Genomic DNA, 10991 nt, shown 5'->3' with positions numbered 1-10991 from the left:
ACCGGCCATGCCGCAAGGCGCGCTCTGGGTCGCGGCCGACTGGTTCCTGTTCGCCGCCGACAGCGAGGCCTACGACCCGGCCATGAACACCACGGGCTCGCTGCTGATCGGTCCGCTCGGACCGTGGCGCGTGCGCGAGGGACCGCGGGTGCACGAAGGCCGCGTGATGGTGCATGCGGCCCACGTGAGCAGCACCGGCACCGGCCGCGGACTGATCACGCTGTGGCCGGTGCCGACCACGCCGCTCGCGCAGCTGCTGAAGAAGCTCGCGCCGGGCACGTGCGAGGACCAGCGCGTGCGGCGGCTCGACCACCTGCTGCAGGCGCCGGGCATCGCGGCACTGGTCGAGGCCTTCGATGCGTTGAAGACCGGCGGCGGGGACGCGGCCGCGCTCGCCGCCACCGTGGCGCGTCTCGAACAGGACCTGGCAACCGACCAGCCGCCATCGGCACCGATCGACCCGCGCGCCGTCGCGCTCGCGCTGCGCCTGCGCGATCCCGCCACGGCGGCCTTGCGCGCGACCGCGCATGCCGAGGCGCTCGCGCTGTCGCCCGACCGCCTGCGCCATTTGTTCGTCGACGCCTTCGACCTGCGCATGAGCCAGTTCGGCGCCTGGCTCAAGCTGCATGCGGCGCTGCGCTATGTCGCCGAGGCGGCGCGCAAGCCCAGCATCACCGACGCGGCGCAGGCCGGCGGCTTTGCCGATGCCGCGCACCTGGCCAACATGGCGCGCCGCATGTTCGCGATGAAGCCTTCGGAGACGCTGCCCGCGAGCTTCCGCTTCATCGCGGTCTGAGGGCCGAACACACGCCAAGCGCAACGATCATCCATGGAAAAGATAGACCCCAAGAAAACGCTCGGCGCGCTCTACCGCCCCTCGGCCAGGGAAGTCACGCAGGTCGACGTGCCCGCCTTCGACTTCCTGATGATCGACGGCGCAGGCGATCCCAACGGCTCGAAGGCCTACGCGCAGGCGGTGGAGGCGCTGTTCTCCGTCTCCTATGCCGCCAAGTTCATGCACAGGAAGCAGGGCGCGCGCGCCGTCGACTATGCGGTGATGCCGCTCGAGGGCCTGTGGTGGGCCGACGACCTCTCGGCCTTCGTGGCCAACGACCGCTCTCAATGGCGCTGGACGATGATGATCATGCAGCCCGAGGTGGTGGCGCGCGACCTGGTGCTGTCGGCCATCGAGGCGGTGCGACGGAAGAAGGCGCTGCCCGCGCTCGACAAGCTCCGGCTCGAGACCTTCGCCGAGGGCCTGTGCGCCCAGGTGCTGCACGTCGGTCCGTTCTCGCAGGAAGGCCCGACGATCGAGCGCGTGCACGCCTTCATCGAAGCCCGCGCGGGGCTGCGCGGCAAGCACCACGAGATCTATCTGAGCGATGTGCGGCGAGCCGATCCGAGCCGATGGCGAACGATCATCCGGCAGCCGATGGGTTGACGCGTCGTCGCGCGACACGCGGCCCCTACACTGCCTGCCGATGGCTTCCGTCCCTTTCCCGCCTCGCCATGCCTGAGCGTCTGACCTCGTACTTCTGGCGCGGCGATGCCTTGCGCAGCCGCAGCGTGAGCCCGGTCGTGCTCGCGTCGAGGCTGGAGATTCCCGAGCCGCCGGCGCGCCTGGTGGCCGACTGGCGGCGCGACGCGAGCACGCAGCTGATGCTCGAGCCCGGCGACGTCGAGCCGCTGTCGCTGGCACGCGCGAGAACGCGCTGGCCCGCGTACGGCCAGTGCGTGCAGGCGGTGGCCGACTGGGCGCGCACGCAGGGATTGCCCGGCCTGCCGGGCGATGCCGACGTGGCACTGATGGCCTGCCGTGGCGCGCGCTACCACCACGACGGCGCGCAGTACGGCGGCGCGGCCTTCTGCAATCTCTTCCTCGGCGAGGACCTCGGCCTCGACGTGCACTTTCCCTCGGCCGGCGTGCGCCTCCCGCTCGCGCGCGGCACGGTGATGCTGTTCGACACCTGCCAGCCGCATGCCGTCATCCGGCGCGACGGCAAGGGCTTCGATGCGGCGGACTTCGGCGCGGAACGCGACACCCTGCAGGTGTTCCTGACCTGGGAGCTGCCGATCGACGACGAGGCGCTGGTCCGCGCGCTGGGGATCCGCTTCGATGTCGATCCGTCGACGGCATCGCGGCTGGCGGAGGAGCAGGTGTTGGTGGATGGCGAAGCGGCGACGCCCGATCCTGCGTCCGGCCACTGGGTCCGCGCCGCCTGAACGACGCCGGGCCAGGAGCCCGCGTTCGCGAGCAATGACTTTTGATCATTTCTCGCATGAGTTAATTGTGATTGAGCCGCCACGGCCCCTCACGTATCTTCAGCGCTCGAATCATTGAGAGACAAGCCCCTTTCGAGCCCCATGGCATCGACAGCGGCAAGAAGGAACGCATGAGGATTCTGGCCGAGGGTCTGCAATTTCCTGAAGGACCGGTGGCGCTGGGCGACGGCTCGGTGCTGCTGGTCGAGATGCGCGCGGGCCACGTCGTGCGGATCTCGCCCGATGGCGAGCGCCACGTGGTCGCCGACTGCGGCGGTGGTCCGAACGGCGCGGCGATCGGGCCCGATGGCGCGCTCTATGTCTGCGACAACGGCGGCAGCGCCTATGTGCCGGGCCGCTTCACCTCGACCGGGCCCGCGGCCGACTACGAAGGCGGCAGCATCCGCCGCTTCGACCTGCGCACGGGAGAGCACACGCTGCTCTACACGCACTGCGATGGCCATCGGCTGTCGTCGCCCAACGACCTCGTGTTCGACGCGCACGGCGGCTTCTACTTCACCGACTTCGGCAAGAAGCATGCGCGGCTGCGCGACTACGGCGGCGTCTACTACGCGCTGCCCGACGGCTCGCGCATCGTCGAGGTGGCCTATCCGCTGCTGTCGGCGAACGGCATCGGCCTCTCGCCCGACGCGCGCGTGCTCTACGTGGCCGAGACCGAGACGGCGCGGCTGTGGGCCTTCGACATCGTCGAGCCCGGCGTGGTGCGCAAGCATCCCTTTCCCTCGCCGCATGGCGGGCGCATCGTCTGCGGGTTGCCGGGCTTCCAGCGCTTCGACAGCCTCGCGCTCGAGGCCGGCGGCAACATCTGCGTCGCCACGCTGATCACCGGCGCGGTCTCGGTCATCGCGCCCGATGGCGCGCTGCTGCGGCAGCTGGTCTTTCCCGACAGCTACGTCACCAACCTCTGCTTCGGCGGGCCGGACATGCAGACCGCCTACGTCACGCTGTCGGGCACCGGACAGCTCGTCTCGCTGCCCTGGCCCGCGCCGGGCCTGCGGCTGCATTTCAACGCGTAGCCCCGAGGCACGCGCACCAGAACATCCCTGGAGACTCCCATGATCCGCCGCGAATTCATCGTCACCCTGGCCGGCGCCTGCGCCGCCGCCGCCCTGCCGCCGGCGCGCGCCGCGACACCCTATCCGAGCCGGCAGGTGCGCGTGGTCGTCCCATTCACCGCGGGCGGCGGCACCGACGTGGTGGCGCGCGCGATCGCGATGGGACTGTCGGAGTCGATGGGCCAGTCCTTCTTCGTCGACAACAAGCCCGGTGCCAGCACCTTGATCGGCTCGGAGCTGGTGGCCAAGGCGGCGCCCGACGGCTACACGCTGCTGGTCGCGAGCGTGCCGCATGCCACCAACCCGTGGATGATGAAGAGCATGCCCTTCGACACCGCGAAGGCCTTCGCGCCGATCGGCCTCGCGGTGCAGTCGCCGTTCATCATGGTGGCCTCGTCCACCTCGTCGATCCAGTCCTTCGACGATGCGCTCGCGGCGGCACGCTCCAAGCGCCTGTCCTTCGCCTCCACCGGCAGCGGCACGGCCGACCACCTCTCGATGGAACTGCTGGCGCTGCAATCGGGCGTGACGATGACGCACGTGCCCTACAAGGGCACCGGCCCCGCGCTGGCCGACCTGATGGGCGGCCACGTCGACCTGATGTTCGCGAACGTGGTCGCGGCCGCGCCGCTCGTGAAGTCGGGCAAGCTGCGCGCGCTGGCCGCGTCGACCGCGCGGCGCTCGCCCTCGCTGCCCGAGGTGCGCACCGTCGCCGAGGCCACGGGCAAGCCCTTCGACGTCAGTGCCTGGACCGGCGTGCTCGCGCCCGCGGGCACCGACGCGGCCATCGTGGAACGCCTGAGCGCCGAGGTGCGCAAGGCCCTGCAGACCCGCGCCACGCGCGAGGCGCTGACGGTCAACGGCGCCGAGCCGGTGGGCAGCACGCCGGCGGAGTTCCAGGCCTTCATCGCGCGCGAGATGAAGACCTGGGGCGAGATCATCGCCAAGGCCGGCATCACGCCGAGCTGAACCGGAGCGCCGCATGCCCTACGTCATCCTCGCGCTCGACCAGCCCGACGCACAGGCGCTGCGCGAAGCACTCAAGCCGGCGCACCTCGACTACCTGAGCGAGCGGCAGCAGCGCATGCTGGCCGGCGGCGCGGTGCTCGACGAGCACGGCCGCGCGATCGGCGCGCTGATCATCGTGGACGCCGAGGACCGCGCGGACGCGGAACGCTTCATCGGCGACGACCCCTTCGCACAGGGTGGCCTGTTCGCCTCGGTGCGCGTCATGCCCTGGCGGCAGGCCTTCTTCGACCGGCGACGCACGAAGTGAACGGTCCCGCCGCGGCCGTGTGCGTCGCGATGGCGCTGCCGGCACATGGCGGGGCTGCCTGAGGCGAGCCTGGCGATCATCGACCGGCAGGCGAAGCCGCGCAGACCGATATCGACCAGGGCCACGCTTCAAGTGGCCCTCGCCACATCTCAGTCCATCGTCACGCCCGCCCCCTTGATCACCGTCGTCCAGCGCCCGAGCTCCTTCTTCAGATAGGCCGCGTACTCCTGCGGCGTGCCACCCAGCGGCCCCGCGCCCTGCAGGGCCAGCGCATCCAGCACGTCCTTGCTCTTGAGCACCCGATTGATCTCCGCGTTGAGCTTCTCGACGACTGCGGCTGGCGTGCCGGCCGGCACGAGCATGCCCTGCCAGGCCTGTGCCTCGAAACCGGGGAAGCCCGATTCGGCGAGCGTCGGAACATCGGGATACAGGGACACGCGCTGGGGCGTCATGAGCGCCAGCATGCGCACCCGCTTGCCCTTCACGAAGGACGCGATCGTGTTGATCGTGTCGGTCATGAACTGCAGCTGTCCCGCCGCGAGGTCGATGTCGGCGGGCGCGGTTCCCTTGTAGGGCACGTGCGTCGCCTCGATGCCCGCGGCCTGGGCGAACTGCAGCGCGGCGAGATGCGTGGGACTGCCGGAGCCGGCAGAGCCGTAGGAGAGCTTGCCCGGATGGGCCTTCGCGTAGGCGACGAACTCCTTGACGTTGCGCACCGGCAGGTCGTTGTTGACGACCAGCGCGAGCGGCACCGTCGCCGTCAACGCGACCGGGGCGAAATCGCGGTTCAGGTCATAGGGCAGGCTGCGGTACAGCGCGGGGCTCATCACGATCGACGAGGTGTTGTACAGGACGGTGTAGCCGTCGGCCGGCGCCTTGGCGACGGCGCCCGTGCCGATGTTGGCGTTCGCGCCGGGGCGGTTCTCGATGATGACCGCCTGCTTCAGCGCCCGCCCGAGGCGCTCGCACAGCAGGCGCGCGACGACGTCGGTCGGCCCGCCGGGCGGGAACGGCACCACCATCGTGATCGCGTGGTTCGGGTAGTCGCCCTGCGCGCTCGCGAAATCGGGCAGTGCCCCGGCGGCGCCCGCGAGCAAGGCTGTGCGCAGCAGCGCGCGTCGGCTGGGACGGTACGAAGGCCCGGGGTCTCGGCAAGTCATGGTGTCTGTCTCCTTGTGGGTGGATTCGCCTCGAGCGCCGGGTTCAGCCCGGGCCTTCGGCGGCGGCTGTCACGCCCGGCAACGACAGCGAATCGGACACGCGCGGATCGCCCTGGATGACGATGCCGCGCCGGCGCAGGTCGTCGATGGCCGCGGCGTCGAAGCCGAGTTCGTGCAGCAGCTCGGACGAATGCTGGCCCAGCACGGGTGCCTGCGAGCGCACCGAGGCGGGCGTCGCCGCGAACTTGGTCGCGGGCCGGACGTAGCGCAGCGTGCCTTCGCAGGAATGCTCGGCCGTCTCGAACAGCCCGACCGCCTCGAGCTGCGGGTGCTCCAGCAGGCCGTCGATCGTGTAGATGGTGGTCGCCGGGATGTCGAGTTCCTCGCACATGCGCATCAGCTCGGCCGTGGTTCGAACCGCCGTGATCTCGGCCATCGAGCGGTACATGGCCGGGATGTTGTCGCTGCGCGCCTGCCGGTCGTTCACCGCGTACTCGACGACGAGGTCGGGCCGCCCGGCGGCCGTGAAGAAGGCCGTCCAGTGCCGCGCGGTGTACGGCAGGATGGCGATCTCGCCGTCGAGCGTCGGCGCGGGCTTGCGCCCGCCGGTCAGCAGCCGCTGGTAGCCGCCGCCGCGATCGCTGCCGACGAAGGTCTTGCCGGCCAGGTGCTCGGTGAGCATGAACGAGACGAGCGTCTCGAACATCGGCACCTCCACGTACTGGCCTTCGCCGGTGCGCTCGCGATGGAACAGCGCGGCGAGCACGGCGTTCACCACGGCCATGCCGGCGGTCTTGTCGGCCACCAGCGTGGGCGCATAGCCCGCCCGGCCCTGGCCGGCCTCGTTCAGCGCGACCAGGCCGCAGGCCGCCTGGATGATGTCGTCGAAGGCCGGCTTGTCGCGGTCGGGGCCGTCCTGGTCGAAGCCGGTCGCCGCGCAATAGACGACGCGCGGGTTCAGCGCCTTGACGCTGTCGTAGCCGAAGCCGAGCTTCTCGATCGCGCGCACGCGCATGTTGTGGACCACCACGTCGGCGCCCGCGATCAGCCGCTCGAGCACCGCGCGCCCCTCGGGCGTCTTCAGGTCGACCGCGATCGAGCGCTTGTTGCGGTTGATCGCCAGGTAGATCGAGGCCATGCCGCGATGCACAGTGACGCCGCGCGCGCGCGAATGGTCGCCCTCCATGCCCTCGACCTTGACGACGTCGGCGCCGTAGTCGCCGAGGATCTGCGTGGCCAGCGGCCCGAGCACCACCGAGGTGAGGTCCACGACGCGCACGCCGTGGAGCGCGCCGGGCCTGGCGTTTGCGGTCGTGGTCATGCGGCAACCTCCAGGCTCGGGGCCGACATGGTGGCGAGGAAGGTCCAGAGCGCATCGGCACCGACCACGGCGGCCGCGCGGCCGAGCTGCATCTGCCAGAAGGCGTCGCCGCCGAACTCGTCGCGCCACGCCCAGAGACGCCGCGTCGACCAGTGCAGGTTGTGTTCGTGCGTGAAGCCCATCGCGCCGTGCACCTGGTGCGCGATCTCCGCGCCGCGCCCGGCCGCTTCGCCGACGCGCGACTTGGCGACGCTGACCGCGAGCCGGTTCGTTTCCTCGGCCGAGCGCTCGACGGCGAAGTCGGCCGCGGCACTGGCCGCGGCGGCATGCCCGGCCATCACGGCCAGCATCTGCTGCACGGCCTGGAACTTGGCGATCGGGCGGCCGAAGGCGACGCGCTCGTTCGCATACTGGATGGCGTGCTCGAGCGAGCGCGACAGCGCGCCCGTCATCTGCACGCTGCGCATCAACGCGCCCTCTTCCGCGAGCCGTGCCGAGGCGCGCTCGAGCGGCGCGGCGGCCAGCACCGCGGCGCGGTCGAATTCGAGCATCGCGCGCGGCTCGCCGGCGAGATTGCGCTCGGAGGCGACGAAACCCGCGGCACCGTCGACGACGGCGAGCATCTCGCGGCCGTCCAGCCGCGCCACGACGACGGTCGCCGCGCACTGCCCGCCCCATGGCACGCGACGGGCGATGCCGGTCAGGCGCAGCACGCCATCGCGCTCGACGAGTTGCAACGGTTCGGACTCGCCGCCTTGCGCGACCGTGAGCGCGCCCGATGGCACGATCAGGCCGGCAGCCACCAGCAGGCGCGCAGCCGCGAAGGTCTCGGCCAGCGGAACCGGCAGCGCGTGATAGGCACTGCGACGCAGCGCGGCCATCGCATCGTCGAATTCCAGGCCGGGGCCGCCGTGCGCCTCGGGAACCGTCGCGGCGGTCAGGCCGACGTCGGCGAGCGCCTGCCACAGCGGCGCGGGCCATTGCCCTTTTTCGGCCTGCTCGCGCGCAGCGCGGTCGCAATGGTCGGCCGCGATGCGGTCGATGGTGGTGACGAGATCCTGTTCGATCGTGCTCATCGCAGCCCCAGTCCGCGCGCGATGACGCCGCGCATGATTTCGCGCGTGCCGCCGCGCAAGGTGAATCCCGGCGAACGCAGGGTCGACATGCCGAGCAGCTCGCCGTAGCGGCCGCCCTCGCCCATCGAAGGTTCGACCGGGATCAGGTCGCGGAACACCTCGGGGATCTCGCGTTCGAGCGTGGTGCCGATGTCCTTCACCAGCGCGGCCTCGACGGCGGGCTCGCGGCCGGCTTCGAGCATGCCGGCGATGGAGGTGGACATGCGACGCACGGTGGCCAGGTGCGCGACGACGCGGCCGAGCGCGCCGGCGGCGCGATCGTCGAGCTCGGGGCCGAGCACGCGCATCGATTCGAGCAGCAGTTGGTAGGTGCTCATGAAGCGGTCCGGACCGGCGCGCTCGTGGACCAGTTCGCCGCCGACCGTCTTCCAGCCCCCGCCGATCCGGCCGAGCACCATGTCGTCGGGCACGAAATGGTCCTCGAACACGACCTCGTTGAAGTCGTGCCCACCGTAGAGGTTGACGATCGGGCGCACGGTGACGCCCGGCTGCGACAGGTCGACGATGAGCTGGCTGAGCCCGGAGTGGCGATCCTCGGTCGGCGCCGCGGTGCGCACCAGTGCGATCAGGTAATGGGCGCGGTGCGCGTTGCTGGTCCAGACCTTGGTGCCGTTGACGCGCCAGCCGCCTTCGACCTGGACCGCGCGTGTCTTCACGGCGGCCAGGTCGGAGCCGGTGTCGGGCTCGCTCATGCCGATGCCGATGAAGCACTCGCCGGCGGCGATGCGCGGCAGGATCGCCTGGCGCGCGGCCTCGGTGCCGTGCGTCAGGATCTGGTAGCCGCTCTGGCGGTCGGCCACCCAGTGCGCGCCGAGCGGGGCGCCCGCGGCCAGCAGTTCCTCGGTGACGACGAAGCGCTCGAGCCGGGTCTTCTCGTGGCCGCCGTACTGCCGCGGCCAGGTCATGCCGATGTAGCCGCGAATGCCGCACTGGCGGCTGAAGGCCGCGTCGTAGCGGTGCCAGGAGTTGTGCCGCATCGGCAGCGCGCCGGCGGCGCGCTGCTCGGCGACGAAATCGCGCACGTCCTGCCGCAGGGCTTCGACCGATGCGGGCAGTTCGACGCGCTCAAACCGGAATTCGTGCATGTCGGGGGTGGTGGGTCTCGGTGGTCATGCGGCGATTCTGCGTCGCGGGCTCCGAGATCGTCCACTGAAAACCGAATACTGTCTTAAGATCACATGGATGTGTTTTGAGAAGTGGAGGCTTCCATGAACGAACAAGGGCTCGTCAAGTCCGCGGCGCGCGTGCTGTCGCTGCTGGAGTTCTTCGATGAGATCAAGCGCGAGGCCAGCGTGGCCGAGGTCGCCGACCGGCACGAATGGCCGCACTCGAGCACCTCGGTGCTGATGCGCAGCCTGGTCACGCTCGGCTACCTGCACTACGACGCGGGCACGCGCACCTACATGCCGTCGATGCGGGTCGCGCTGCTGGGCGACTGGCTCGAGGTCACGCCGTTCCTGCACGGCGAGCTGATGCAGCTGCTGCGCTCGCTCAACGAGTCCACGGGCGAGACGATCGTGCTGGCGGCGCAGAACGGGCTGCATGCGCAGTACATGCGCGTGCTGCAGGGGACCAACGTGGTGCGCATGCACCTGCACATCGGCTCGCGCCGGCCGATGCTCAACTCCGGCACCGGCCGCATGCTGCTCACGGCAATGGACGACGCCACCATCCGGCGCCTGATCCGCAAGCACAACGCGCTCAAGGAACCACCCTTCCCCATCGACGCCGACGCGGTGTTCGCCCGTCTCGCCGAAGACCGTGCCCGCGGCTATGCGCTGTCGATGCACCAGGTCACGCCCTACTCCGGCGTCATCGCCATGCGCCTGCCCACGGTCGAAGGCGGGCGGCCGCTCGCCATCGGCATCGCCACGCTGAGCCAGCTGCTGGTCGATCGGGAACAGCACTACGCGCAGGTGCTGCGCGAGGCGGTGGGCCGGTTCATGACTTTCACAGAGGAACCCCATGACTGAAGCAGTGAGCTACGAGCAGGACGGCGGTGTCGTCACGCTGACCCTGAACGATCCCGAGACCCGCAATGCGCTCTCGCCGGCCATCATCGATGCGCTGATCGCGTACGTGGACCGCATCAACGCCGACCTCGGCGTGGGCTGCGTGATCCTCACCGGCGCGGGCAAGGCCTTCTGTTCCGGCGGCAACGTCAAGAAGATCGGCGAGCGCACGGCCGGACTGCCCGCGCCGGCCGACATCCGCCTGGGCTACGGCCACGGCGTGCAGCGCCTTCCGGCGGCGCTCTACAACCTGGAGGCACCGTTGATCGCGGCCGTCAACGGCGCGGCGGTCGGCGTCGGCTGCGACCTGGCGGCGATGTGCGACATCCGCCTGGCCGGCACCAGCGCGCGCTTCGCCGAGAGCTTCCTGCGTGTGGGCCTGGTGTCGGGCGACGGCGGCGCGTGGTTCCTGCCGCGCGCGGTCGGGCTGTCGAAGGCCTACGAGATGACCTTCACCGGTGACTTCGTCGATGCCGCGCAGGCGCTGGCGACCGGGCTGGTCTCGCGCGTGGTCGACGACGAGCGCTTGCTCGCGGAAGCGATGGAACTGGCACGGCGGATCGCGTCGCAGCCGCGGCATGCGCTGCGGCTGTCCAAGCGCCTGATCCGCGATTCGCAGCGCATGGACCTCGCGGCGTCGCTGGAGATGGCCTCGTCCATGCAGGCGCTGGCGCAGCACACGAGCGACCACCGCGAGGCGATGGCGGCCATCGCCGAGAAGCGCTCGCCGCGCTACGAAGGCCACTGA

The 10991-nt window shown here is 70.5% G+C and carries 12 protein-coding genes; 8 read left to right on the top strand and 4 right to left on the bottom strand.

The annotated features are described in order from the left end of the window. The first annotated feature begins 7 nt into the window (after nt 1–7). The 6 genes from R0232_RS44560 (at nt 8) to R0232_RS44535 (ending at nt 4614) form a co-directional block, all read left to right on the top strand. The gene (locus R0232_RS44560; RefSeq protein WP_431513608.1) at nt 8–796 is read left to right on the top strand and encodes a helix-turn-helix domain-containing protein; all 789 of its coding nucleotides are present in this window, start codon (nt 8–10) and stop codon (nt 794–796) included. Nucleotides 797–829: 33 nt separating this feature from the next. Further along, nucleotides 830–1441 (top strand): GyrI-like domain-containing protein, encoded by a 612-nt coding sequence (locus R0232_RS44555; RefSeq protein WP_431513607.1) that lies wholly within the window; start codon nt 830–832, stop codon nt 1439–1441. Nucleotides 1442–1509: 68 nt separating this feature from the next. Continuing rightward, nucleotides 1510–2223: a hypothetical protein gene (locus R0232_RS44550; RefSeq protein ID WP_431513606.1), complete on the top strand. Its 714-nt coding sequence runs from the start codon at nt 1510–1512 to the stop codon at nt 2221–2223. A 170-nt stretch (nt 2224–2393) separates the two neighbouring features. Next, the gene (locus R0232_RS44545; protein ID WP_431513605.1) at nt 2394–3299 is read left to right on the top strand and encodes an SMP-30/gluconolactonase/LRE family protein; all 906 of its coding nucleotides are present in this window, start codon (nt 2394–2396) and stop codon (nt 3297–3299) included. 39 nt (nt 3300–3338) lie between these two features. Beyond that, the gene (locus R0232_RS44540; protein WP_431513604.1) at nt 3339–4307 is read left to right on the top strand and encodes a tripartite tricarboxylate transporter substrate binding protein; all 969 of its coding nucleotides are present in this window, start codon (nt 3339–3341) and stop codon (nt 4305–4307) included. Nucleotides 4308–4320: 13 nt separating this feature from the next. Continuing rightward, nucleotides 4321–4614 (top strand): YciI family protein, encoded by a 294-nt coding sequence (locus tag R0232_RS44535; protein ID WP_431513603.1) that lies wholly within the window; start codon nt 4321–4323, stop codon nt 4612–4614. Between the two features lie 149 nt (nt 4615–4763). Here R0232_RS44535 and R0232_RS44530 read toward each other — a convergent pair whose 3' ends face one another. Genes R0232_RS44530 through R0232_RS44515 form a run of 4 tightly spaced genes read right to left on the bottom strand, consistent with a single transcriptional unit; the run spans nt 4764 to nt 9316 of the window. Then, the gene (locus tag R0232_RS44530) at nt 4764–5774 is read right to left on the bottom strand and encodes a Bug family tripartite tricarboxylate transporter substrate binding protein (protein WP_208509813.1); all 1011 of its coding nucleotides are present in this window, start codon (nt 5772–5774) and stop codon (nt 4764–4766) included. A gap of 43 nt (nt 5775–5817) precedes the next feature. Next, nucleotides 5818–7095: a CaiB/BaiF CoA transferase family protein gene (locus tag R0232_RS44525; RefSeq protein ID WP_431513602.1), complete on the bottom strand. Its 1278-nt coding sequence runs from the start codon at nt 7093–7095 to the stop codon at nt 5818–5820. Further along, nucleotides 7092–8171 carry an acyl-CoA dehydrogenase family protein gene (locus R0232_RS44520; RefSeq protein ID WP_431513601.1) on the bottom strand — a complete coding sequence of 360 codons (1080 nt, stop codon included), beginning with the start codon at nt 8169–8171 and terminating at the stop codon, nt 7092–7094. The genes R0232_RS44525 and R0232_RS44520 overlap by 4 nt, the downstream gene beginning before the upstream one ends. Further along, nucleotides 8168–9316: an acyl-CoA dehydrogenase family protein gene (locus tag R0232_RS44515; RefSeq protein ID WP_431513600.1), complete on the bottom strand. Its 1149-nt coding sequence runs from the start codon at nt 9314–9316 to the stop codon at nt 8168–8170. Before R0232_RS44515 ends, R0232_RS44520 begins: the two co-directional genes overlap by 4 nt. A gap of 123 nt (nt 9317–9439) precedes the next feature. On the opposite strand from R0232_RS44515, the gene R0232_RS44510 reads away from it, so the two are divergent. Together R0232_RS44510 and R0232_RS44505 are read left to right on the top strand one after the other, a co-directional pair. Then, complete coding sequence (locus tag R0232_RS44510) at nt 9440–10204, top strand: IclR family transcriptional regulator (RefSeq protein ID WP_431513599.1); 765 nt, start codon at nt 9440–9442, stop codon at nt 10202–10204. Continuing rightward, nucleotides 10197–10991, top strand: a complete 795-nt coding sequence (locus tag R0232_RS44505; protein ID WP_431513598.1) for a crotonase/enoyl-CoA hydratase family protein — start codon at nt 10197–10199, stop codon at nt 10989–10991. Before R0232_RS44510 ends, R0232_RS44505 begins: the two co-directional genes overlap by 8 nt.

The organism is Variovorax sp. DAIF25 (assembly GCF_050711835.1).
Classification (GTDB): domain Bacteria; phylum Pseudomonadota; class Gammaproteobacteria; order Burkholderiales; family Burkholderiaceae_C; genus Variovorax.
The sequence above is the reverse complement of the archived record's forward strand: the minus strand, read 5'-3'. Positions and strand labels throughout refer to the sequence as shown.

Excerpts from the sequence above, each read along its gene's own strand:
- R0232_RS44560 (WP_431513608.1), top strand. The coding sequence starts at position 8 with ATGCCGCAAGGCGCGCTCTGGGTCGCGGCCGACTGGTTCCTGTTCGCC.
- R0232_RS44540 (WP_431513604.1), top strand. The coding sequence starts at position 3,339 with ATGATCCGCCGCGAATTCATCGTCACCCTGGCCGGCGCCTGCGCCGCC.
- R0232_RS44520 (WP_431513601.1), bottom strand. The coding sequence starts at position 8,171 with ATGAGCACGATCGAACAGGATCTCGTCACCACCATCGACCGCATCGCG.
- R0232_RS44535 (WP_431513603.1), top strand. The coding sequence starts at position 4,321 with ATGCCCTACGTCATCCTCGCGCTCGACCAGCCCGACGCACAGGCGCTG.
- R0232_RS44530 (WP_208509813.1), bottom strand. The coding sequence starts at position 5,774 with ATGACTTGCCGAGACCCCGGGCCTTCGTACCGTCCCAGCCGACGCGCG.
- R0232_RS44550 (WP_431513606.1), top strand. The coding sequence starts at position 1,510 with ATGCCTGAGCGTCTGACCTCGTACTTCTGGCGCGGCGATGCCTTGCGC.
- R0232_RS44510 (WP_431513599.1), top strand. The coding sequence starts at position 9,440 with ATGAACGAACAAGGGCTCGTCAAGTCCGCGGCGCGCGTGCTGTCGCTG.
- R0232_RS44555 (WP_431513607.1), top strand. The coding sequence starts at position 830 with ATGGAAAAGATAGACCCCAAGAAAACGCTCGGCGCGCTCTACCGCCCC.
- R0232_RS44515 (WP_431513600.1), bottom strand. The coding sequence starts at position 9,316 with ATGCACGAATTCCGGTTTGAGCGCGTCGAACTGCCCGCATCGGTCGAA.
- R0232_RS44545 (WP_431513605.1), top strand. The coding sequence starts at position 2,394 with ATGAGGATTCTGGCCGAGGGTCTGCAATTTCCTGAAGGACCGGTGGCG.
- R0232_RS44505 (WP_431513598.1), top strand. The coding sequence starts at position 10,197 with ATGACTGAAGCAGTGAGCTACGAGCAGGACGGCGGTGTCGTCACGCTG.
- R0232_RS44525 (WP_431513602.1), bottom strand. The coding sequence starts at position 7,095 with ATGACCACGACCGCAAACGCCAGGCCCGGCGCGCTCCACGGCGTGCGC.